The 22,495-nt window shown below is 65.8% G+C and carries 21 protein-coding genes; 14 read left to right on the forward strand and 7 right to left on the reverse strand.

All coding sequences use genetic code 11. The annotated features are described in order from the left end of the window. The first annotated feature begins 275 nt into the window (after nucleotides 1-275). Entirely contained in the window at nucleotides 276-920 is a 645-nt protein-coding gene (locus AB0M30_RS22280) for a prepilin peptidase (protein ID WP_364586389.1), read from the forward strand. A 182-nt stretch (nucleotides 921-1,102) separates the two neighbouring features. Here the strand turns inward: AB0M30_RS22280 and AB0M30_RS22285 are convergent, their stop codons facing one another. The 3 genes from AB0M30_RS22285 to AB0M30_RS22295 form a co-directional block, all read right to left on the reverse strand. Further along, on the reverse strand, nucleotides 1,103-1,924 hold the full coding sequence (locus AB0M30_RS22285) for a sigma-70 family RNA polymerase sigma factor (protein WP_364586392.1): 822 nt from the start codon (nucleotides 1,922-1,924) through the stop codon (nucleotides 1,103-1,105). Between the two features lie 307 nt (nucleotides 1,925-2,231). Further along, on the reverse strand, nucleotides 2,232-2,600 hold the full coding sequence (locus AB0M30_RS22290) for a hypothetical protein (protein WP_364586395.1): 369 nt from the start codon (nucleotides 2,598-2,600) through the stop codon (nucleotides 2,232-2,234). A gap of 131 nt (nucleotides 2,601-2,731) precedes the next feature. After that, entirely contained in the window at nucleotides 2,732-3,079 is a 348-nt protein-coding gene (locus AB0M30_RS22295; RefSeq protein ID WP_364586397.1) for a hypothetical protein, read from the reverse strand. Between the two features lie 314 nt (nucleotides 3,080-3,393). Between AB0M30_RS22295 and AB0M30_RS22300 the strand changes: the two genes are divergently transcribed. The 4 genes from AB0M30_RS22300 (at nucleotide 3,394) to AB0M30_RS22315 (ending at nucleotide 7,006) form a co-directional block, all read left to right on the forward strand. After that, entirely contained in the window at nucleotides 3,394-3,582 is a 189-nt protein-coding gene (locus AB0M30_RS22300) for a hypothetical protein (protein ID WP_364586400.1), read from the forward strand. A 644-nt stretch (nucleotides 3,583-4,226) separates the two neighbouring features. Beyond that, complete coding sequence (locus AB0M30_RS22305) at nucleotides 4,227-5,081, forward strand: helix-turn-helix transcriptional regulator (RefSeq protein WP_364586403.1); 855 nt, start codon at nucleotides 4,227-4,229, stop codon at nucleotides 5,079-5,081. A 40-nt stretch (nucleotides 5,082-5,121) separates the two neighbouring features. Further along, complete coding sequence (locus AB0M30_RS22310) at nucleotides 5,122-5,361, forward strand: DUF397 domain-containing protein (RefSeq protein WP_364586406.1); 240 nt, start codon at nucleotides 5,122-5,124, stop codon at nucleotides 5,359-5,361. Between the two features lie 238 nt (nucleotides 5,362-5,599). Next, on the forward strand, nucleotides 5,600-7,006 hold the full coding sequence (locus tag AB0M30_RS22315; RefSeq protein WP_364586409.1) for a helix-turn-helix transcriptional regulator: 1,407 nt from the start codon (nucleotides 5,600-5,602) through the stop codon (nucleotides 7,004-7,006). Here AB0M30_RS22315 and AB0M30_RS22320 read toward each other — a convergent pair whose 3' ends face one another. The 3 genes from AB0M30_RS22320 to AB0M30_RS22330 all read right to left on the reverse strand — a co-directional run bounded on the left by AB0M30_RS22320 (nucleotide 7,007) and on the right by AB0M30_RS22330 (nucleotide 9,793). Beyond that, nucleotides 7,007-7,669, reverse strand: a complete 663-nt coding sequence (locus AB0M30_RS22320; protein ID WP_364586412.1) for an HAD family hydrolase — start codon at nucleotides 7,667-7,669, stop codon at nucleotides 7,007-7,009. Nucleotides 7,670-7,936: 267 nt separating this feature from the next. Continuing rightward, complete coding sequence (locus AB0M30_RS22325) at nucleotides 7,937-9,283, reverse strand: hypothetical protein (RefSeq protein ID WP_364586415.1); 1,347 nt, start codon at nucleotides 9,281-9,283, stop codon at nucleotides 7,937-7,939. A gap of 27 nt (nucleotides 9,284-9,310) precedes the next feature. Then, complete coding sequence (locus tag AB0M30_RS22330) at nucleotides 9,311-9,793, reverse strand: hypothetical protein (protein WP_364586418.1); 483 nt, start codon at nucleotides 9,791-9,793, stop codon at nucleotides 9,311-9,313. A gap of 123 nt (nucleotides 9,794-9,916) precedes the next feature. On the opposite strand from AB0M30_RS22330, the gene AB0M30_RS22335 reads away from it, so the two are divergent. The 7 genes from AB0M30_RS22335 (at nucleotide 9,917) to AB0M30_RS22365 (ending at nucleotide 18,988) form a co-directional block, all read left to right on the forward strand. Then, complete coding sequence (locus AB0M30_RS22335) at nucleotides 9,917-10,486, forward strand: hypothetical protein (RefSeq protein WP_364586421.1); 570 nt, start codon at nucleotides 9,917-9,919, stop codon at nucleotides 10,484-10,486. Then, entirely contained in the window at nucleotides 10,483-11,574 is a 1,092-nt protein-coding gene (locus AB0M30_RS22340) for a DegT/DnrJ/EryC1/StrS family aminotransferase (RefSeq protein ID WP_364586424.1), read from the forward strand. The genes AB0M30_RS22335 and AB0M30_RS22340 overlap by 4 nt, the downstream gene beginning before the upstream one ends. After that, nucleotides 11,559-12,332 carry a 7-cyano-7-deazaguanine synthase gene (locus tag AB0M30_RS22345; RefSeq protein ID WP_364586427.1) on the forward strand — a complete coding sequence of 258 codons (774 nt, stop codon included), beginning with the start codon at nucleotides 11,559-11,561 and terminating at the stop codon, nucleotides 12,330-12,332. Before AB0M30_RS22340 ends, AB0M30_RS22345 begins: the two co-directional genes overlap by 16 nt. After that, a complete protein-coding gene (locus AB0M30_RS22350; protein WP_364586430.1) occupies nucleotides 12,329-13,339 on the forward strand; it encodes an inositol monophosphatase family protein in 1,011 nt (336 codons plus the stop codon). The genes AB0M30_RS22345 and AB0M30_RS22350 overlap by 4 nt, the downstream gene beginning before the upstream one ends. A gap of 45 nt (nucleotides 13,340-13,384) precedes the next feature. Then, nucleotides 13,385-14,553 (forward strand): IS3 family transposase gene (locus tag AB0M30_RS22355; protein WP_364586433.1). Its coding sequence is split into 2 segments (ribosomal slippage): nucleotides 13,385-13,669 and nucleotides 13,672-14,553, totalling 1,167 coding nucleotides; the frame shifts between segments, so codons are not numbered across the junction. A gap of 725 nt (nucleotides 14,554-15,278) precedes the next feature. Continuing rightward, nucleotides 15,279-17,285: an inositol monophosphatase family protein gene (locus tag AB0M30_RS22360; RefSeq protein ID WP_364586436.1), complete on the forward strand. Its 2,007-nt coding sequence runs from the start codon at nucleotides 15,279-15,281 to the stop codon at nucleotides 17,283-17,285. Further along, on the forward strand, nucleotides 17,279-18,988 hold the full coding sequence (locus AB0M30_RS22365; RefSeq protein ID WP_364586439.1) for a thymidylate kinase: 1,710 nt from the start codon (nucleotides 17,279-17,281) through the stop codon (nucleotides 18,986-18,988). Before AB0M30_RS22360 ends, AB0M30_RS22365 begins: the two co-directional genes overlap by 7 nt. Here AB0M30_RS22365 and AB0M30_RS22370 read toward each other — a convergent pair whose 3' ends face one another. Beyond that, on the reverse strand, nucleotides 18,989-19,522 hold the full coding sequence (locus tag AB0M30_RS22370; protein ID WP_364586442.1) for an NUDIX domain-containing protein: 534 nt from the start codon (nucleotides 19,520-19,522) through the stop codon (nucleotides 18,989-18,991). A 330-nt stretch (nucleotides 19,523-19,852) separates the two neighbouring features. Between AB0M30_RS22370 and AB0M30_RS22375 the strand changes: the two genes are divergently transcribed. Both AB0M30_RS22375 and AB0M30_RS22380 read left to right on the forward strand, forming a co-directional pair. Next, nucleotides 19,853-21,724: an ATP-binding protein gene (locus tag AB0M30_RS22375; protein ID WP_364586445.1), complete on the forward strand. Its 1,872-nt coding sequence runs from the start codon at nucleotides 19,853-19,855 to the stop codon at nucleotides 21,722-21,724. Between the two features lie 366 nt (nucleotides 21,725-22,090). Then, on the forward strand, nucleotides 22,091-22,408 hold the full coding sequence (locus AB0M30_RS22380; protein ID WP_364586448.1) for a hypothetical protein: 318 nt from the start codon (nucleotides 22,091-22,093) through the stop codon (nucleotides 22,406-22,408). Nucleotides 22,409-22,495 lie beyond the last annotated feature (87 nt).

The raw sequence follows: 22,495 nt of genomic DNA on the forward strand, positions 1-22,495 counted from the left end.
CCCTCGGATCTGCGAAAATTCCTTTCGATCTACTGTGGTACACCTCACGTCTACCTGGCGCCCCCTAGGAGACCGCAATGTCCCTATGAAGGGACACAAGTGTCGGAACAGGGAAAATAGGATCAGGTTCACCCAAATGGGCCAACCTTGGCGTGTCCAAATGTCGCTCAGTAGTAGTTTCGCTACACCGGAAAGTTCTAACCAGAGGGCCGCAGGGGGTACATCGTGACCAGCAATGTCACTCTCGCGAGCCGACGAACGGCGCGAGCTCCGCAGTGACTGCGGTCAGCATCGCTGGTTGGGGCCTGGCTGGGCTCGTACTCGCCTTTGTTCTGCGTATCGCAGTGCAGCGAAGCTCGGCCCTCCCTGCGGAGAGCGAGCGGATGGCGCCACCGGTCGTCCTCGAAGTGGCCACCGGCGTCCTGTTCTCGGCACTGGCCTGGCGCATCAGCGCAGAACCTGACCTGTTCGCCTACTCCTGGCTGGCCGCTGCCGGCGTCCAACTCGCCGCGATCGACTTCAAGACCCACACCCTGCCCACCAAGCTCATCTGGCCGACCGGAATCCTCCTGGCCTCGCTCTTCGGCCTAGCCGCCGTGCTCCACCATGACGCCTACCCGCTCATCCGCTCCGCGGCCGGCATGCTCGCGCTCCTCACGTTCTACGGAGCGCTGTACTTTCTTCGTCCTGCCGGGCTCGGCGGGGGCGACCTCCGGCTCAGCGGCCTGCTGGGGCTCGCACTGGGCTGGGCCGGCTGGACGGCCGTCCTGACAGGAACCCTGCTCGGCTGGCTAACGGCGGCAATCGCACTTCTCGTCCTACGTATCGGTCGAGGATCTGAGGCGAGCCGTGACATCCCGCTCGGCCCCTTTTTGATCACCGGAACGCTCACTGCGGTGCTGGCCAGTTCGATGCGCTGAATGAAGCCGCCGACCGGTCCGCGACTGGGGGTATCGCGCCGGTCGGCGGCGGTTCCGGACGGTGTCACAAGGGGGAGGTGGACGCCGCCGGAAGAACCCAACGGTACGCCGGTGCCCGGTCTCCACAGCAGGCCGCGCGTGAAGTAGCCCGATCGGGGGAGTTGCGCCCGACCGATTGCCGATCAGCTCGCCAGCTTCATGCTGAGGAGACTGTGTCCGACCTCAATCGCGAGGCACTGTTGCCGAGCGCCGGAGTGGCGCACATTCTTACGCTGATCAGAAGGCTTCACAGGCGCCTTCGTGGCGATGCGGAAGGAACTGTTGATCTCGGCAAGTTCTGCGGACAGCGCTCGGCAGGAAGCGCACTCGTCGAGATGCGCTTCAACCTCTCGGGCCTGCCGCTTCGGCAGACCGCTTCGTGTCCACGAGCCGAGGACCTCGATCGTCGGTCCGCACTGCTTTGCTTGAGCGGCAGCCAAATGAGCTTGCAGATATCCCTGGCGGAGCGCTTCCCGTGCTCGATATGCCAACGCCGACACTCCGTTGGGTGTAAGTCCGAGGCTCGGCGCGACTTCCGCTGGCGTCTGTCCCTCGACCTCGGTCAGCCAGAGTACCTTCCGCCAACGATCGGGTAGCCCGACGAACGCCTTCTTCGCCAGTGCCCTTTCAGCGCTTGTCGTCACGGTGTCATCGAAGGGGACGCTGACGAGCGCAGGATCGACCGTTTCCGTGATGTCCTCACACAGCTCGACGCGTCGTTCCTTGCGGGTCCTGTCGTACGCGGTGTGCCGCAACGCTGTGAGGAGATATGCGCGGACTGCTGAGTCGGGGCCACCTCCCGCGCAGAGCACCTGGAGGACCCTGATGAACGCTTCCGAGACGAGTTCGTCGGCTTCTGTAACTGTCCGGGAAAGCTGGCGAGCAAGGTTGCGAGCGGAGTCGACGTGGCGTGCGTAAAGGTCACCGTAGGCCGCAATGTCGCCACGGCGTACAGCTTCGATCAATCGAGCGTCGTCACGATCACGAACGTCGCGGATCGGCGGGACAGCTTCGATGGAAGTGCTCGGGCTGGGAACTGGTGCCTTGGATGGTTGTGGTTGGGCCAGAGCGAGGAGCTCAGGTGCTCGCGTTCCGCGCCGGGGAGCGCGCGCTCGGCTGGCCCCGCAGTTGCGTCGCGGACTGTCAAGGAAGTCGGGCTGACCTCCCCGTTCGCTTCGGCCGTCGACGAGACTGGTGGCCATAACCGCACTCCAATTCCTGATCACGTTCATGAGCGCGCGGACTTTCCTCCGCGTTCAACGAGGTTTGGTTTCAGGCAAACGAATCCTCGGACTTGATCGCCGGGATCAACATGGTCTGCTCTGCCGGACGTTCCGGAGGGACCTGCTGATCCTGAGCGGCAAGCTCGTGTCTCCCCGTTCCTGGCGGCAGAGTCAAGAGCGACTCAGAGAAGGCCGGGAACAGGGCAACCATGGCACGGACGCAGCACAGTGGACAGAGGTTGTCCGGCACCGGGGGTCGCTGCTCCCAGATCTCTTCGATTGGCAGGCCACACAGGCCGTAAAACTCGTTGTCCGGCCAGACGACGTGCACGCGTCCGGCATAGTGATTCGCTGTTCCGCCCTGCTGGTTGGTTCCCCAGTACAGCAGCGGTTCAGGTGCTTGCTGTGGTTCGGCCATGGCTCACCGGACCGACCTAATCGGACAGTTTCGGCAGCGATCAATGGTCGCTCGGAGCCTGCCTTGGCCGACAAGATCTTGACGCAAGCTCGAAACGCAAACGCGCCGCATCGGCACGAAAACCACTGCTGTCACAGGAACCCCGCCCAGTCTCGTCCGTGCATGAGTTCGGCGATCATCTTGCACTCGGAGCAGACATCGGCTCCGACGCCGAGAGGTGACCGAAGCGAATGATCTGCAAGCAAAGCGCGGCAAGGTGCTGGCGCGATGCGCGCCACCTGGTTGTTGACGGTGACTCGCCTCGGCTGTCCGTCTTCGGTTTCCTGAAGGTGCAACATGTTGGCGCGCAGGATCGCTCGTGACCACCGCGGTACAGCAACCGGAAGGATGCGCAGCCTCCCGGTGTCGAAAGCGTTGCCTCGCAGGGTGATCGTCGAAAGGGCCAGCGGGGACGGGGAGAGCAAGATCGTTGGGCTCATCATCGATGTCCTTTCGTCGCTTGCTCGATGCAGGCCGAGTCGTTTTGGGAACCGGTGCGCCGATCCGGGTCGGAGCCGGATCGGTACACCGGCGTTCTAGGTTTGACCGTGGCGTCGCTGCCGTGGATCGGTCACCCTCCTGCGGAGGCCATGGCCCTCGTGGTCGCAATCACTGCCGACTGCGGCGGGAAGTCCTTCAGCGCCTTCGGAGCGCATTCCCAACACCAGAGGCCCAGGTGCTCGTCCTCCGGAGACGGCAAGACGATGTTGTCGCCTTCCGGAGCGACTGACGCTCCCAGTCGAAGGACTTCCGCATGGACCGCGTCGTCGAGCGTGTGGCCGGGGCCGGTGATGAACGTCCATCGCTGGGTCTGCGCGCGTTCGATGACCGGACCGGCGAGCATCCGGATCCGGAGGCCGGCCTGGACACGCTGGCCAAGTTCGAGAGGCATGGTGATGGCGCCGACGAGCCCACCGACGGGCATGAGGATGCGCTGCATTGAGCGGTCGACGGTCGCTGGCAATCCGTACTCGCTGCGGTAGAAGCCACAGCGTTCTTCGGAGGTCGCGCCTGAGAGTGTGACTGGAGTGCGAGTGGTCGACGTTGTCACGACGAACCACCTCCTTCGACAGAGCAGGGTGTCAGGCAGCGCGAGTCGCGCTGCGCCGCGGAGATGCGCTAGGCCGAGCCGGTTGTGGGCGCCACGTGCCGGGGGCTGCGTGGCCGGGCGACGGGTTGATTAACACCCTGGGAGGCGAGGGTGGGACCCGTCGTCAGCGGTGCCTCGGGGGACGGACTCGGCGGTACGTGCCCACGGCAACGTCGGACTCGACGCCGCTCGCCGACGTACCACCAGCCGGCACCGACTCCGGCCACGCAGCCCGCCATGAGAAGGAGCGCCACTGCGATCGCCAACCCAGACCCCCACGACGTCTCAGCAGGGGCTTGTACGGCACTGGGGGCGACCGCGGCCATCGCAGCGGCGATGTTAACTTGTGTACTCATCGCTCTGCGCTCCTTGCGGCCTGGGGCTTTGTTGTGCCTACCCTTGGACCGTAACTTGTGTACTCAGATTAACTACGCGACCGATCGGGTGAATTGCGGCTACGTTCCGCAACCAGCCACGCTGTGAAGGTGAGGGAGTCTGTGACCGAGCCGCTTCGAAAACTGCCGGCTGCCGTGATGAAGGTGGTTCTCGGCACTCAGCTTGCCCGCCTTCGGGATGCGGCCGGCGCAAAGCAGGAAGACGCTGCGGGCGTCCTCGGATGCACGCAGCAGAAGATCGCCCACATCGAGAGCGGCAGCGGCATCCGGTTGATCGAGCTGAACGCGCTGCTCGACCTCTATGCAGCCAACGACGCAGATCGGGCCTACACGCGTGACCTGCAGGCCGAGAGCAACCACCGCACGAAACGCGGCGCCTTCAGCACCCGGTTCCGGCAGTACCTTCGGCTACTGGTCGACATGGAGCCAAGCTGCAATCGGTACTTCTCCTACCAGGCGCTGGTCGTGCCGGGACTCCTGCAGACCGAGAGCTACATGCGCGAGAACGCGCGGGCCTGGCGGCCCCCGCTGTCGTCCGACGAGATCGACAAGTACGCGACTGATCGCTTGGCTCGGCAGGGCGTTCTCGACGACTTCGACCAGGAGTTCTGGTTCATCATCGACCAGGCTGCCTTGCACAGGATCAAGGATGGCCGGGTGATGAAGCCCCAGATCATGAAGCTCGTCGAGATCACCGAGCGGCCGAACGTGCATGTCCGAATCGTTCCGTTCTCTGCTGGCTTCTACATGGGCCAAGGGCATGACTACACGATCTTCGGCTTTGATACGACGCCAGCGGTTGACATCATCTACGTGGAGGAGCACGACGGTGGGGAGTACGTCGACAACGCCAAGCGAACCGCTCAGTACCTGACCTTGTGGGACCAGCAAAAGGCGGCAGCCGATGGACTGAAGCAGACACGGCAGACTCTGCTGGAAGTCGCTGAGTCGATGTGATTGACCTGCGGCGTGGGATCGGGAAGGTACAAGGACGCAGATGAGGATCCAGGACACCAACAAGCGCCACCTCGACACCAACTTCACCGAGTGGCACAAGTCGCCCTTCAGCAATCCCCCGGACAACCAGTGCGTCGAGGTGTCCTTCAGCACTGACGCAGTCGGCTTGCGGGACAGCCGGAACCCGGACGGCCACGTGCTGGTCTTTGACCATGGAGAGTGGGAGGCGTTTCTCGGCGGCGCCGCGAGCGGAAGCTTCAACCTGCCGAAGATCCCGTAGTGCGCACGGGCGGCGATCTCCTCGCCGCCCGCAAGCCAGCACCGGTGGTCTTCAGTCACTGTCTTCCCTATTTGCGCTGGTAGCGGTCCACTGTTGATCGAACCCCCGCTCGCGGCCAAGGACTACCGCCCAGGAGCCGTCCGCTGCCCGTCCGTATCCCGGCCAGCGTCGCGCCCGGCTACGTCAACTCCTACCCTCGGGTAAGGCGAGCTCACCAGGTCGACCAGAGGAGGACGCAGTGGGAACACGTCGAACGTCGACGTCGAAACACCCTCCGAACACGCGGCTGAGGTGGCAACGGCTCCAGCGCGGCTGGAGCCATCAAGAAGTCGTCGAACAGATCAAGCGGAGCATTGAGCAGGCCGGCGAAGGTGAGGCCGGTCTGAACGCTGACATGGTCGGACGATGGGAAACGGGCGGTCGCAAGCCGGACCCGCGGTACAAGAAGCACCTCGTGCTGGTCTTCGACCTTCCGGCCAGCGAGCTCGGTCTGCTCTCCTCTGAGGAGCTGGCGCTGCGTCCGGCCGATCTGGTCGTACCTGCGTCTACGACCAACGTCCTCCTGGACGAGCAACTCATCGACGTCGTGGTGAAGAAGGTGATGCTGGTGCTGGGCGGCAATGCTGAGTTCAGCCGGCCCGTGTTCTTAAAGGGCCTGCTCGGGGCGAGTCTCGCAGCGCTGTTCTCGAATGGCATCGCGATCCCCGATGGCGCCGAAGCACTGGCTGCCGAACAGCGGACGCGGTTGGACCGGCAGTCCGTCGACGCCTTCGCCGCGATCACCGCCTCCCATCGCGACCTGTACTGGACGACTGCAGCGGCCGAACTCCTGCCGTCCGTGACCGCGCACGTCCACCTCGGCACGGGCATGCTCAAGTCGACCTCGGACGCTGAAGCGCCACAGTCACGACAGCTGGCATCCGCCGTCGCCGAGTCCGCGCTCCTCGCTTCGCGGCTGTTGTTCTTCGACCTGGCTCAAGGGGATGCAGCCGAACAGTTCTTCCAGCTTGCGGACGATGCGGCGAGCACGTCGCAAGATCACGCTCTGGCCGCCGCGTTGCTGGGCCATCGCGCGTTCGTGCCAGGCTTCGCGGGGCAGATACAGCCGGCTCGCGACTACCTCTCGGCAGCGCACGCGCACGCGCGCTACGCGGCGAGCCCACTGCTGCGCTCGTGGCTGCACTGCGTCGACGCCGAGGTGTCCGCCCGCGTTGGACAGTCGAGTGCGAGCCTTACTCGTATCCGCTCTGCCGAGGATGCGCTCGTGACAGCTGGAACCGACCCCAAGTGGCTCGACTTCTTCGACGCCTCGCGGCTCGACGGCTTCGCCGGCAACGCCCTGCTGCTGGCTGGCCGAAACCGCGAGGCGGCAGGCCGGCTTCAGAGCTCGCTGGACAACCTCGCCGAAACCGCGACGAAGCAGAAGGCCGTCCTGCTGTTCGACCTCGCCGCAGCACAGGCACCCACCGATGCCGAACATGCTGCCGCCACCGTTCGACAGGCATGCGACCTGGTCAGTAAGGCCCCGTACAACATCGCACTCCAACGCGTGCCCGAAGTTCGTGCGGCTCTGAGCGCCACGCCCTACGTCGGCGAGCTGGACGAACGAGTACGAGCGTTGACCGGCCCGGCTGCTGAGGCTTGATCAGCTGTACTCGGCGTTGTGACCGGCAACGCGCGCAGGTAGTTCGGCGAGGCTCGTCAGCTGGAACAGGCAGCGCTCCTCAACCTCGGGCATGTGAAGGATGTGTCCCCACGGCCCGCGGCGAACGAGCGCAGTCGAGATGCCGGCCTGCTGGGCCGGCCGGACGTCGTTGTCCAACCGATCGCCGACGTACAGGACCGAACTCGCTGCGACCCCGGCCTCCTCGATGACCCGATCGAAGAATCCGGGCGATGGCTTCTCGACGCCCCAGCCGTCGGAAGTACCGATGACGTCGACCGGTAGTTCCAGCGCCTTAAGGATCTCCTCCGCCCGTGCAGTCTGGTTCCCTGCCAGGCCGACCCGAAGGCCAGAATCTTGGAGTTCCCGGAGGCATGGCCGCACATCGCTGTACAGGTTCTCCTCGGTGAAGGTCTCCGGCTGGCCGGCGGCGGTTCGCCGCTCGCGTTCCACCGCGAGGTCGAAGCCCGGCTTGAAGACCTGGAAGGTCTCCCGGTAGTCCTTACCTTGAGCGATCACGGCGCCGAAGACGGCGGAGAACGTGTGGCGCGGAATTCCGAGCCAATCGGCCCAGGTCCCGTACTCGCGGGTCTCGTCGACCAGTATCTCGCCCACGTCGAAGAAAACCGCTTCGATCCTTACCACGTGAAGATCCTCCCTGCCTGCATGACGGTCACCGTCATGGTGCCCGACGTAGGTGTCCCGATGCTCCGGAGGCCGGTCCGCGGACGCCCAGCGAACGGGTCGTGGACGGTACCTCGTCACGATCTTGGCGTGTTGACTATGCGTCTCGGTTCATGCACGCATCGTTATCGGGGGTGTTCACATGTCGGACACGCACTGCGCTCGGCCTCCGCGGTCCCCGCGGCTGGCAGCTGTGCGTGCCGAGCACGTCGATCGCGTTGATCCTGGTCAGCGCCCAATCAGGGTGTCGTGAATATGATCATCGAGCTCGGCCAGAAAGTCTTCGGTTCGCCATGGCCGAAGGTCACGCCGAGCCAACCGAATCCTCTGTGCGGCGACCCTGCCGCCCGTGGCCGCGGTGATGTCGACGGCCTCGTGCAGGAGCTCGACGCAGGCGGCTGGATCGCCGAGGCGCAGCCGCGCGAGCGCGAGATCGGTGCTGACGATGCCGCGTTGGACAGCGTCTCGCGACAACTGCAAGGCGGCGACCGACCGGTCGAGGCTGTCGTGTGCGTGACCTGCGTCGCCCGCGTGGAGGGCACACAGGCCGTCGAATCCGTTCAAGCGGTCAGCATTGAACCCGCCGTGCGGATCATCGACGGTCAGCTGCTCGACGGTCTTCCAGGCTCGTTCCAGGGCAGTAGCCGCGTCATTGGGTTGACCAGCGCGAGCGCAGATTTCAGCGTGCACCGCGTGGGCGCGAGCTCGAATCGCGTAACTGGCGCCACGGTGAGCGTCGACGGTCGCGGCGCGGGCGATCGTCCGCGCCGCCTCCAGGTCGTCGGTCGCATGCAAGGTCACCATGGTGTGGCTCGTCTGGACGGCGGCTCGATGGCTTCGGTCCGCGAGGTGCCCAGCCGCCCTTGTTGCATCGGCGTACAGGGCCATCGCTGCCTCGTCGTCACGGGTCTCGAAGGCCAAGCGGCCGGCGAGAGAGTACGCGGCCGTGGCGAGCAGGATCAACTCCTGCCGCGGACCGACCTGGTCAAGCTCCAGGAGCCGTCGGCAGGACTCGACGATGGGCGCGAGCTGGAGCTGGAGGCGGACGAACGGGGTCGCGCCGACTTCTCCGTTGATCTTCTTGACCGAGTCGTGGAGCCGGCTGACGACCTCGTGGTCGAGCTTCGAGGGATCACGCTGGATCGCGGCGATGGTCGACTGGGTCCCAGGCGACAGCAGCATGAGCAGGCCGTCGTTGTCGCGTCGTCCGCTGTGGCCGACCAGCTCGATGAGCTGTCGTACTCGCTGAGGCGGCGTTCCGAAGTGTCGAAGGGCGTCCAGCAGGGTGTCGAAATCGGATCCGGGGCCAATCGCCAGGTCGCCGGCTGGGGTTCGGGCGTAGAGGTGCGCCAGAAGGAACTGGTATCGGTCGCCGGGGCTGGTTCGGTAGGAGACGCTTTCCCACCGGGCGACGGTGCGCTGGATGCTGGCGACCTGCCGGTTCATCAGGGATGCGACCGCGAGCTGGCGAGCGGTGTCCCGCAGCGCTCGGGCCAGCTCAGCCCAGGACCAGCCGCGCCCCTCGCGCAGCTGGCGCAGCAGGCGCGCCCCGGACTCCCGATCGGTCGTGGTCACGGTGTTCAGTACACCATCCGGACGAGGTCACACGGGAACGACCAGCCGGGGTTTGCCCTGCTCGGCTGCATAGTTCACGGTGTACCAGGTGCCGCTGGCCTGGTCGGTGCCTCGTGGGAAGCCGATCACGAAGCCGCTCCGATCGACCATCCACCGGTTACGGGCGTGGTAGGCCGCAGTGCCCAACCGGTCAGCTCCCAACTCCACGACCTGGACGAGTCGGCTCGCGTCCTGCCATCGGCGGATCGACGCCGCCGCCGCTGCCGGTTGGTCCGCCACCGCGCAGGGCACCACGACGGTCAACGACGCTTGACTGCGGTCGGCCAGCCAGTCCAGTGCGGCCGTGTCGATGCCAGCAGCGCCTCCGAGGTAGAAGTGAGCATCCGGGGCAGCGAACGGCCGGAGGTAGTCGTCGAACAGGCCGGGAAGCTCAGACTTGACAGGGATCGAGCGGGTACCGGTGATCGTCACGTGTCGAGCCACGCTCGCCTGCTCCTCCGCGAATGTCATCGAATGTCATCTGCCCCCGTCGTGCCTGGTCACGATCTCATGAACGCACCGGCTGCGGCGAGGGTCGCCCCCCGACCTCGCCGCGGCCGGTTGCCCATCCCAAAGACGACCACGGTGATCACGATGAGCCTGCTGACCACGATGAACCGCCTGACGATCAAGAACGGCTGGTCCAACGCGGTTGACGAGCTGCTCCGCCAGTTGGTCGACGACGGCTTCGCCTTTCATCTCTGCGGCGAACGACTGGATCCGGTGGCCCTGGTCGCTTCCTATCGCTGGAGTAGCCACGTCGACTTGCTCACCATCACGGAGTCTGACCGCGTGACCGCGGCGCGAGCCGTCCGGGAGCCAGTCTTCGACGTCTTCAACCCCGGCAAGGTTGTCTGGGCCTTCGGCAACGAGGCTGAGCCAACCCTCCGGGCTTTCCTGGACTTGAAACACCCTGACCACCCGGACCACCCGAGTGCAACGACGGAGCCACCGCGGCTCATGATCGTCCCGGCTCGCCTTCGGCGCCCGATGACGTTCAGGTCTCCCGAGTCGTGGAAGGTCGATAACCGTGCACGCAGACTGGAGTCCGCACTCGCGAGCGAACTTATCGCCATGGACGCCGCTGGACTGCTGGACCACGAGGTAGGTCGCGAAGGTTCTCACGAACCGGCCGAGCACTCCGCATCTGGATCTGCCACGTGACCATCACCTTGCACGACGCGTTGACGTCCACCTCAGAACGAATGCCGGATCCTTGGGCCACCGGCCAGGTCGATCTGTACGAGAGGGAGCTGTCTCAACACTTCGGCACCACCGAAGCGATCGCCGTGGCGAGCGGTACCGCCGCCTTACACTGTGCCCTGATCGCACTTGGCGTGGGGAAGGATGACGAGGTACTCGTCTCGGCCGCCGCATCGCCAAGTTCGGTCGCTCCGATCCTCTACTTGGGTGCCGCGCCGGTCTTCGTCGACAGCGGTATCGGCGGGATCAGCCTCGACCTTCAGGACGTCGCATCCAAGATCACCGAGCGAACCCGCGCGATCATCGCCGTGCACCTCTGGGGTCGCACGGGCGACGTTGTCAGGCTCGTCGAGTTCGCGGGATCGCATGGACTCAATGTTGTCGAGGACGCGCGCGACGCAGTTGGCAGCCGTTTCGACGACCAGTACGCCGGCACCTTTGGCGATCTGGTCTGTATGTCCACAAGCGACAGACAGATCCTCTGGTCTGGTCAAGGCGGCTTTTTCCTCACTGATGACGAAAACCTGGCACACCGTTGCCGTGCAGCCCGCAGCCACTGGCAAACTCCGCCACCTGGCCATCAGCAACACGCTGAACTAGGCCACAACTACTCGCTCGCTGAACCCCTTGCTGCGATCGCCCGCTTCAACTTGGTCAGGTTCGACAAGCTGCTGAGTGACCGCGCCCGCCAAGCAGGGCTGCTGGCCGAGTTGTTGGTTGGTACGCCACGCATACGACTAACCGAGAGCGTTCGCTTCGAGGATCCGAACCACCAGTATCCGCTGTTTCGACTCGAACTACCCCGGCCTAGGGAGTTCAGCGCACGCCTTGCGGCGCTGGGTGTGCTCAATTGTGTCGGCAGCTTCCTGACGGTCGCGGCTGACAAGGTACCGCTGTTCGGACGTTATGCCGACGACGGTTGCTTGCGAGCACAAAACTACGTCGACTCAAGCCTCGCCATCATCCTCACGCAGCAAGACACGGACGACCGAATCCGTCAGATCGCCTCGGTCATCGACAGGGAGGCGCAGACGTGGGCGCCGGAATGAGTACCAACAGGGCGACAACAGGAACGACATCCCCAAGGGCGATTCTCCTTTGCGGCGGTGGCATCGACAGCTTCGTCGCGTGGCACTACCTCGGCAAGCCGCAGGCGCTTTACTTCGACCTCGGCGACCGGAACCGCGACCAGGAGTACCGAGCCCTCGACACCCTCGCGCGTCGACATAGCATCAGGTTGGCTGTGAGCCGCGAGCTCGACTTGGGGTCGTGGGAGTTGCAGGACGGCGTGATCCCCTTGCGGTACCTGCATCTCGTAGCTCTTGCGTGCCATCGCGCGGACACTGTCTGGTGTGTCGCAGTTAAGGGGAACCTCGGCACCGACAAGAACGCCGCGATGTTTGAGGGCCTCTCTGAGCTCATCTCCCTGGCAGTCGGGCGTGACGTTCGAGTCGACAGCCCATTCCGAGACATGACTAAGACCGAGGTGGTGCGCTGGTATGTCGACCAGTCGCTGCCTGTCGACGATCTCATCTGCACGCACTCCTGCATGAAGCCTAAAAACACGCTGCTCCACTGTGGACGTTGTGCGGGTTGCGTTCGTCGCTGGGTCGCGCTGGCCAATAACGGCATCGAAGCACCGTTCGCCGAAGACCCCTGGCGGTGGGGCCAGGTTCAGGAGAATGACGGCCTCCAGAACGGCCAACTCGGGAGCCTGTACGGACTCTGCGCTGAAGAGCTCCAGTTGGCACGGAGTTCAGTCGGAGTCCGAGCCTCGTCACCAGAAGGACACTTGGGATCTCGATGAGCACTCTCGACACTACGCGCCTGCTCGTCGTTGCGCACGAGGCCATGGACAAGGCAGTCGATCTCCTCATGCGCGGCCAGGCCGGCGAAGTTCAGACCAAGGGCGATCGCGATCTGGTGACGGAGGTTGAGGTGGCTATCGAACATCTCGTACGAGACCACCTCGCGGAGCACGTTCCAGATGTCGGCTTCCTCGGCGAGGAGACCGGCGCGACCGGTGACCCGAGCGTCTACTGGGTGCTCGATCCTGTTGACGGTACGGCCAATTTTGTCCACGGAGTTCCGCTCTGCGCGGTGGCTCTCGGACTCGTTCACGACGGTCAACCTGCTCTCGGTGTCATCGAAACCCCGTTCCTCGGCCACCGTTACTGGGCGACAAAAGGAAGCGGGGCATTCCGAGACGGTGATCCCATTGTCGTGTCACAGGAGACAGCCCTTGAGAACTCGCTGATCGCGCTCAGCGACTACGGGTCAGGAGAAGGCGGCGCCGCCCGGACAAGAGCGTCAGCGACGTTGGACCGAGCACTTTCCCTACGAGCGCAACGAGTTCGGCGAATTGGGTCATCGGCGGTCGAGCTGGCCTGGGTCGCTGACGGCACGCTCGATGCCAGTCTCACCCTGGGCAACCGCAGTTGGGATACAGCGGCGGGAGCGATCATCGCTCTTGAAGCCGGCGCGCTCGTTGTTGACGCGGACGGTAGCCAGCACAGCACGAGTTCTCGTTGCGCCATCGCGATGACGCCCGGCTTGCGCGATGCTCTGCTGCCGCTTCTGCATATCGTCCGCGGAACACGCTACTGGCCGATCTCCACGGCCGACGGCGATGCGCTCCCAGTCGTTGAGCCTGCACACGAACGCGTTGCCGACGCCACAGCGTTCCTCGCCACAATCGGTGTCGGCATCGGTGACGACGACACCGCAGACACGGTCGCGGAAAGGGTGTTCCCGTCGTCCCGCGATGCCCGATCGTGGCTAGAACAAGAACGGGTCTGCTGCACGAGTAGGTGACATCTGAGTTGGCTTGCCGTGATGGTGAGCTGGGAGGATGTTGCTGTGCCCAAGCCCTACCCTCAGGAGTTCCGCGACGATGTCGTGCGGGTTGCGCGTGACCGCGAGCCCGGTGTGACCGTCGAGCAGATCGCGAAGGACTTCGGGGTCCACCCGATGACGTTGTTCAAGTGGCTGCGTCAGGCCGACACCGACGAAGGCGCCAAACCGGGTGTGAGCCGCAGCGATTCGGCCGAGCTGCGTGAGGCGCGCAAGCGGATCAAGCTGCTGGAGCAGGAGAACGAGGTTCTGCGCCGGGCGACGGCGTATCTGTCGCAGGCGAACCTGCCGGGAAAAGGCTCTACCCGCTCGTGACCGAGCTGGCCGCCGACGGTGTCCCCGTCGCGGTGACGTGCCGGGTCTTGAACATCGCTCGGCAGCCCTACTACCGGTGGCGTGCCCGCCCGGTCACCGATGCCGAACTGGTCATGGCGTACCGGGCGGATGCCTTGTTCAACGCCCACCGCGACGACCCGGAGTTCGGTTACCGGTTCCTGGCCGACGAGGCCCATGCCGCCGACGAGCCGATGACCGAGCGCACCGCCTGGAAGATCTGTTCAGGTATGGGTTGGTGGAGCGTGTTCAGCAAGAACAAGCGTCGGGGCAAGGGCAGAAGGCCTGGTCCGCCGGTGCACGACGACCTGGTGCGTCGCGCTTTCAGTGCCGAGGGCCCGAACCGGTTGTGGCTGGCCGACATCACCGAACACCGCACTGGCGAGGGCAAGCTCTACCTGTGCGCAATCAAGGACGTGTGGTCGAACCGGATCGTCGGCTACTCCATCGACTCGCGAATGAAGTCTCGGCTGGCGGTCAATGCCCTGCGCAACGCTGTCGCCCGGCGCGGTGACGTGGCCGGCTGCGTGATCCACACCGACCGCGGATCGCAATTCCGGTCAAGAAAGTTCGTCCGCGCTCTTCAACAGCACCACATGATCGGGTCGATGGGCAGAGTCGGCGCCGCAGGCGACAACGCCGCCATGGAATCCTTCTTCGGCCTGCTGCAGAACAACGTCCTCGACCGTCGAATCTGGCCCACCCGCCAGCAGTTGAGAAACGCGATCGTGACCTGGATCGAACGCACCTACCACCGTCGGCGACGCCAACGATCCCTGAACCGATTGACCCCGATCGAGTACGAGACCATCATGACCTCACCGGCCAGTCAGGCCGCGTGACTGAACTGTCACCTATCGGTGCAGCAGACCCAACTTCCGGCTGCGGAGTTCCCAATTTGGGTGGCTAAGCGCTCACGGGGAACAGCGGGTGCGTTCCTGTTCGGCGCGATCCAGCGCGGACGGTACGTACAGGCGGCCGGAGGCAGAATCGCTTGGCAGGCAGGAGAAAGCTCGACAGATGACGCGGAGGCGTACCTGGTCGATGGGCAGGTGCAATGGCGCGGTGCTCCAGACGCGGTGGTGTGACAGGTGGGGCGTGTCCGCGAGGATCTCGCCGTGATCGTCGCGGCTGACAGCCCACTCGGTCGAGTGAGTCAAGCCGTCAACGACGTGGCAGCGCATCTGCCCCCGCCGGATCAGCCGTGGGTGTGTCCCTTGTGTTCGGCGCAGTCTTGGCCCTGCGCCAGGTTCGATGACGCCGCCCAGCATGTGATGACCGCCGGCCTGCGCCTTAGAGACCTAGTGCCGTTCGACTTGCACGAACGCCTATGGCCGCCGAAGAGGCCGCGAACGCCGCCGTCCTCTACCCAGAACCTTGGCGGTTGGCCCGGTCAGGAGGAGCTGGAGCGATGACAACGACGAGTCGCCGCGTAAAGACACATAGCTGAGGGGTGAGTGTTGGTGAGACCGCCCTCCACTTCGGTGGGACTCGACTCGCGGGTGTGCTTGCGGGAGCACTCGGCCCACCGCGGTCGATGAGCGCCACGCCCCGGCCCAACCTCGCCTTGACCCGCCTGGTCGAGGCATCTGGTGCGGCGAAGAAGTCGTTGGCCTTTCGGCTCAACCAGCTTGCGGAGACCGCTGGCCTGGAGACGCACTACACCCACACCAGTTGGACGAACTGGATGAAGAGGGGAACGCGGCCAGCGCAAGCGGTACGCCCGCTTATCGCCCAGGTCCTGGAAGAACGACTTGGGCGGCCGGTCAGCCTGGCAGAGATCGACCTTGATCACGACCCTGGCGTCGACTCGGGCATCGGTTTGGAGTTCCCACGCGAGCTCGGCACTGCCGTGCAAATCGCGACCAGGTTTTGGAGCCAGGTGGATCGCCGCGACATCCGCGGCCCCGGCGTGGCTGTCGCCAACTACAACACCCCGGTTCGTCGCTGGCTGGCGCTGCCCGCTGACGACAGTGCCGCCTCGCGGTCACCTGGGGCCTTCCGGCGCGTTGGGAAAGCCGATGTCGTCGAACTGCTCGAAACAGCTGAACAGGCACGGCAGTGGGATTCCCGCTACGGGGGCGGGAACTGGCGAACGTCGCAGCTCACCGTTTGCCTGAAGGAGCGGGCAGCCCCGTTGCTACACGGCTCCTACAGCGACGCCGTCGGGCGCCGACTGTTCACCGCCACGGCGCAACTCGCCCGGCTCGCCGGATGGACCGCGTTCGACAACGGCGACCACGCCAACGCCCAACGGCACTACATCCAGGCGCTGCGCCAAGCCCGCGCCGCGGGGGATGTCCAACTCGGCGGCTACGTGCTGACCTGCATGGCCCTGCAGTGCAGCCTCGGCGGATTCCACGACGACGCGATTGACATGGCCGACAGTGCGTTCCACCGCGTAGGCGGCAACGCCACGCCGCGCGTGAAAGGCTTCTTCAAGCTGATCGAATCCCGCATCTGGGCACGCAGTGGCAACGCCCGCATGGCTGACGGTGCCCTCGCCACGGCCGAACGCCTGCTCGACGCCGCGAGCTCCTACACTGGTGACGACCCGGCCTGGATCGACTTCTTCGACGAGCACCGACTGGCCTCCGACGCGATCGAGATCCACCGCGATCTCGGCCGGCCGCGCGAGGCACAGCGCTGGAACGAGTTGGCCGCCATGCCGACCGACACCTTCGCCAGGGCGTACGCCCTCCGTCAAAGCGTCCTCGGCAGCACCTACCTGCAGGGATACCAGCCCGAGCCCCTCGACAAGCGGCTGGTCGACACCCTGCTCGTGCCGCACACCCACGCGGTCCTGCGAGCCTGCCCCGACCTCATCCCCGGCGCGCACAGCGCTGGCAAGGGCGACCGGGACATGGCCACCGACGTCGACCTCGCCATCGAACGGATCCTGCGCGACGAGCTGACCCGCGCTACTCCCGGAATCGGTGTCCAAGGCGAAGAAGAAGGCGGCCCGACCAGCGGCACCCGCTGGGTCATCGACCCAGTCGACGGCACCGCCAACCTCACCCACGACATCCCGCTGACCGGCATCTCCCTTGCGCTGGTCGTCGACGAGGACCCCCTGCTCGGGGTCATCGCCCTGCCCCAGCTTGGCCGCACGTACTCGGCGGCGGACGGTCTCGGCGCCTGCCGGGACGGCCACCCAATCCGCATCGCCGGCCCGGCCCGGCTGGATGAGGCGATCGTCGCGGTCGGCGACTACGGCACCGGACCCGACGCCGCCGCACGCAACGCGGCGATGCTGGCGATCCACGCTGCCCTAGCGCCCCGAGCGCAACGCATCCGGATGCTCGGATCCGCCGCGGCCGACCTCGCGCTGCTGGCCGACTCCGCCCTCGGCGCGTCGATCACCCTCGGCAACCGCACCTGGGACATGGCTGCCGGAGCCGTCATCGCCCGCGAAGCCGGCGCCAACGTGACCGATCTCGACGGCACCGACCACACCACCGCCTCACGCTGCACCATCGCCGCCGCACCCGCCCTGATCGAAGACATTCTCGACATCGTCCAGCGCGCGAGCGCGATCAACAGCTTCACCGGCGAGGAGGTCGTGGCGTGCTGATCACGTTCGAGGGCCTGCCCGGAGCGGGCAAGAGCACCCAGAGCCGGATGCTCGCGAGGTGCCTGGAAGCCAACGGCCACCCCGTCACCGTCTTGCCCGACCTGGCCACCCTGGACACCGACCCCGTCGCGGCTACCCTCGTCGACCTGCTGTGCACCAGCGGCGACTCCTTCCTGCGCACCGGCGACGCCGTCACCGACACCATGATCACCGCCGCTGTCCGGGCTGACCTCGTCGCCACCGTCCTCGATCCGGCGCTGGCCGAGAACCCTGCCGCCGTCGTGATCGAGGACCGCGGCATCCACACGATGGCCTCCTACGCGATCGCCGCCCTGCTCCGCCAGCACCGCGCCCCGACCGACGTCGCCCTTGACTGGCTGGACGCCCTAACGGCTCTGGCCGGGCCGCGCCCCACCCGAGCGCTATGGCTGCAGGTACCCCCGCACGTCGCCGCACGCCGCGCCGACGAACGTGGCGGAGACCGCCACTCCGCACTCACCGGCGAGCAGCGCGCTCACCTCACCTGGGTCGACCACGCCTACGCACTGCTTGCCGAACGAGACCCCCAGCTCAGCGCCCTCGATGTCACCGAGCTCGACCCGGTCGACACCCACCACGCTATTCACGCCGCCTTGCGTCAGATCAGCCAGACGGGCGACATCGACCTGAGCCCGTGTGCGGGGCACCGCGAAACCGCCGAGCCCGTCTCCTACGCTGGCCCCGCCAGACTTCGTCCATCCGTGCCGAGCCGAAACCGAGAGTCCGAAACGATGACCACGTTGGCCAGCCACCGCGAGAACACCGCTCCCACCGACCTGCTCAGCGCCCTGCGCACCGCACGTGCGGCCGGAGCCGACGCACTGGCCGCCACACTCGACGAACACGGGTTGCAGGCACTCGACGGTGGTCGCAACAACGACGTCTTCGCCTGGACCACGGCCCCCACGCCGATCTGCATCAAGCTCTACAAGAAGACGGACCGGCAGCGCGTCGAGCGCGAGTGGCACGGCCTCACCCACGCCGCCGGCCTGGGCAGCGCACCAGAACCGCTGTGGCTCGACGAGGACCCCGAACAGCCGGCCCTCGGCATGACACTGCTGCCCGGCTCCCCGATCCTCGACGTTCTCGACCCGGCGTCGGCCATCAAGTCGCTGGCCAACATCACCCGCGCTCTGCAGAGCGTTCCGCTGAAAGAGCCGCTTGCCGGCCTGGAGCGCGTCGACTCCATCGGCCACTACATCGCCCGGCTCACCGATGTCTGGCCCGGCCAGCTCGCCGACGCCGCCGACAATCCCCAGACCCCGGACATGCTGGCTCTCCTGCGCCGATGGGAGAACAGCGGCGATGCCGAACTGCTCGCGCAGTCCGCTACGCGCGTCTACTCCCGCGGCGACGCGAATCTGCTCAACTGGCTCCACGATGGCGAGTCCACCTACGTCGCGGACTTCGAGTTCAGCGGCTTCTCCGACATCGCAGTCGACGCTGCCGACCACATCGAGCACATCAGCGCCCGTGTCATTCCCGACGACGTCTGGACCGGCGCCGAAGCCGACCTTGGCGTCACACCGGACAACCGGGCCCGGTTCGAGGCCGCGCGGCGCACCATCGCGCTGCGCTGGCTCGCCGTGCTGTGGAAGCAGCGGACCAAGCGGGTCGAGGAGTTCACCGCTCTGCACGAGCGGGTCCGCGCCCTCCAAGGCTGATCACCGCTGGCCGTCACCCGCCAGCGACGTCAGCACGGAAACCGCGTCGACATCGCTGGCGCCGAGCATCGGCACGACAGCGAACAGGCCAGCGGCGAGCAGCCGAGTGTCGGCGAACATCGCGAGGCCGTCGAGCTCTCCCTGCCCGACCCAACGAAACGGGTGCTCCGGCTCCCCGATCACCTCGTCAGGTTCGGTGACGAGGGCGACGTACTGGTGATCGACATGGACATGACGTTCCGGGCAGTGCGCATCCGGCGGCACCGGCTGCTCGGTGATCCACCACGGCATCGTCAGCACGGTGCGCGGAAACGCGGGTGGGACTGCCGGACCAGGGGGCCGCACCAACCGAACCCGTCGGCCAGTTTCCTCTTCGACCTCGCGAAGGGCGGCATCAACCTGCGACTCGCCCGGTTCGACGTGGCCACCGGCGATCATCCAGCGCCGCAGGCGAGGATGCTCGATCAGCCCCAGACTCCACACTCCACCAACCAGCCCGAATACGAACACGCTCGATGTGAAGTGCTTGATCACTCGATGAGTTTGCCAGCCCGGCCTGCACAGGATGGTCGATGATGCGCCAAGGGCGCCACGGACGTTTACCCCCTTGGATTCGCCGGTGATCTCTGGTCCTGGAGCGGGTTTTCCGGCGGCCTTCGCCCCGCTGAGCCCGATGTGGACACGCCCACAGTGACGTGATCAGTCATGGTTCACCGTTTGCCCCTCGGTCGACAGGCTGTTCTCCGACCTCACCGCCACGACGGGACGCGGGACATCTCGGATGGCTGTTCTCCGACGTAGCATTTCGTCGCTGAGCCCAGCGTGGCTGAAGGCCGTCGACGCGGGCTAGGGAGAATGCATCGCATGTCAGCGACCAGCCTGGACGACGTTCGGCACGCCCTGCGCATCAACGACCCAGCCGCTGTTATCGGTCTGCGGGAGTGCGCCTGGCTCGACGTCAAGAGCGGCCCATATCGGCTGGATAGCGCAACCGGGAAGGAGGAGTTGGTCAAGGACGTCGCGGCGTTCGCGAACGCCGCGACCGGCGGCCTGCTCCTGATCGGGTTCAAGACGCAGGTCGAGGACGGCGAAGAGGTCGTCTCTGAACTGGGCCCGATTCCCAGGGACAAGGTGGACCTCGACCAGCACCGCAAGCTCATCAGGACCCGCGTGATGCCGCCTCCGCGCGGCTTCACCGTCGAGTGGATCGACTGCGGCGATGCACGAGGTGTCCTGATGATCGACATCCCCGCCCAATCGCAAACACAACGCCCGTTCGTCGTACCAGGGCCGTCGGGCAACGACAAGGCGAGTGAGCGCTCGGTGGCGGTTCCGGTGCGGGAGGCCGATGGTACCCACTGGTTGCCGCAATCTGAGATCCGCCGGCTGTTGGCGCTCGGCTGGGCGGAGGCCGGCGGCCCCAGTGAGGAAGTGCTCTCTGCGCTGGTCACCGAGGCGGTCTCCGCCGCCAGTCGTGCCGCGGACGCAGCTCGACCTGCACACGAGGTCGGGGTCGGCGAGCCGGGCTGGAGACGGCCGTTTCGGGAGGCGTACGAGCGGGCGCGTCAGCTAATTCAGCTGGGTCGGCCAACGACCGAGGTCTACCGGATCAGCCCAGGTGTCGCCCAGGAGTTCGAATCGGGCGGACCGGCTGAGGGGTGGATCATTTGTGCCTTACCTGACCAGCTGCCCGTCACGATCGCAGAATCGGTATGGGACGCGCTGCACGCTGCAGGGAGCGGAGTACCGGACGGCGATGTGCTCGGCGCCCTCGGGCTTCCGTTCATCGAGCAGGACAGCATGCGGTCCGGACGGGTCGTCAACGAACTGGCCACCGTGGTCGAGCTGCGCGGAGGACGCTGGGGAACTGGCCTGCTGGTCCGCGCCGACTCCGGTCGGACCTGGACGTGGGAGCCCAGCCCCGGCTTCAGCCTCACCACGACCCGCTACGCCGGGAACTGGACCGGCGGGGGCGCGCCGCCGCTGCTACGTGTTCGGGCGATCGCAACGCTACCCTCGGTTGGGAATGGAGAACGAGAGATACCGACCGCTCGGCGGCGCGAATTCGCCATGACCTTGCCGATCAGCGAGCTGGCCGGCGCCGTGACCATCCTGTCGCAGCGGCGTGGTGCCGACTTGCGTGCCGCTCAGTGGAAGTCGGGCCCCAACCGGAACGCTCGTGATGCTGCCAGTTTCTCGACCACGATCGAGACCTCCGACCACCGCTCGGCGCTGTCTGGCGAGGTGATGGCCGCGCTGCCGAACGCGACGTCCTCGGCTGTCGTGACCTGCGCCGAGCTGCGGATATACGATCTCGCGGCTTGGGCAGACGTGCTGGGGTTGTCAGGTGAGGTAGCAGGCAGCGCCGATCTCCGGCTCTCGCTGGAGGAGTTGACCGAGTTCCTCTCCGTTGCATGGCAGACCGCGACCGAGGTCCTGCCAGCAATCATCACCCCTGATCCGCGCGGCGGCCGGTGGGCCGGCCCTCCGACCGTAGAGCTGCGGTTGAGCGCCGAGCAGAAGCACGATGTTCCGGGACCACCGCCGCTACTGACCGACCTGGTCGACTTCGCGGCATTCGGCGAGCGCGTCGATACCCAGCTCACGAGCATGGCCGTGACGATCACCGCGCCACCGCAGCTTCCACGGGAACTCCGGCGGGCGCTGACTCGCCAGGCGTTCGTGTACATGGGACAAGCGTTCGGCTTCACGGACGCATCCGAAGATCAACTGTAGAGATCGCCCAGGTTTCTCGAACGTATGTGCGACTCGGGTGTATGTTGCCGGTCATGGACCTGCAGATGCGTTCAAATATCCGGTCAGACGGCGCACTGCGCTGCCGGGTTGACGGAACTGGCACGCAGGTCGCCGTCTTGCCCGCCACGTGCAAGCTCGGCCTTCACGTCCTACGTCCGGCGGAGTGCAGGGCGATCGTGGTTGACGACGAGGTCCACGTCAGCTGTCCGGCCTGCGCTGCTACGCCAGGCGCAGACCATTGCTGGAGGCTAACCGTCAACGGCACGAGCCCGATGCGCGCCGAACTTGATGACGAGCCTTACGTTGACCTGCGCCTACCGCGCCCTCCGGCTCCGCGGTAGGCAGGTGAGCCAGTTGCTCGACAGCCCGTTCACGGCATGGGAAGGCGACGACCTCCACGGACGCAGGCCGGTGCTCACCGCAATTTGGGTCCGACTGGACGCGCTGTTCGTTCGTGCCTCGGATGCCCCTCGTCACGTCATCGAGACCGGCCTCGACCTGACTGGCGAGGTCCAAGGACGACTCCATGGTCGCTTCCCAAGCGTCGAAGGGGACTGGCTCGGCGTCGTCAACTATGAGATCCCGTTCGCAGACGGCCGACGCAGCAAGCTGCAGCTAGTCGACCAACTCGTTCCGTTCTCCGCATTACGGAAGCGTGAGTAGGCAGGGCTGTAGCCAGAAGTCGGCACTCTGGAGGTGAGTCTCGCCGTGCCGCACTAGGCCGTTTGGGCGCCCTGTCGGCGAGCTTCC

It is taken from the genome of Amycolatopsis sp. NPDC051716 (genome assembly GCF_040681595.1).
GTDB lineage: Bacteria > Actinomycetota > Actinomycetes > Mycobacteriales > Pseudonocardiaceae > Amycolatopsis.

Coding starts and splice junctions, on each gene's coding strand:
- AB0M30_RS22310 (WP_364586406.1), top strand. CDS start 5,122: ATGAGGATCCAGGACACCAACAAGCGCCACCTCGACACCAACTTCACC.
- AB0M30_RS22290 (WP_364586395.1), bottom strand. CDS start 2,600: ATGGCCGAACCACAGCAAGCACCTGAACCGCTGCTGTACTGGGGAACC.
- AB0M30_RS22330 (WP_364586418.1), bottom strand. CDS start 9,793: ATGACATTCGCGGAGGAGCAGGCGAGCGTGGCTCGACACGTGACGATC.
- AB0M30_RS22335 (WP_364586421.1), top strand. CDS start 9,917: ATGAGCCTGCTGACCACGATGAACCGCCTGACGATCAAGAACGGCTGG.
- AB0M30_RS22350 (WP_364586430.1), top strand. CDS start 12,329: ATGAGCACTCTCGACACTACGCGCCTGCTCGTCGTTGCGCACGAGGCC.
- AB0M30_RS22375 (WP_364586445.1), top strand. CDS start 19,853: ATGTCAGCGACCAGCCTGGACGACGTTCGGCACGCCCTGCGCATCAAC.
- AB0M30_RS22300 (WP_364586400.1), top strand. CDS start 3,394: ATGGACCGCGTCGTCGAGCGTGTGGCCGGGGCCGGTGATGAACGTCCA.
- AB0M30_RS22295 (WP_364586397.1), bottom strand. CDS start 3,079: ATGAGCCCAACGATCTTGCTCTCCCCGTCCCCGCTGGCCCTTTCGACG.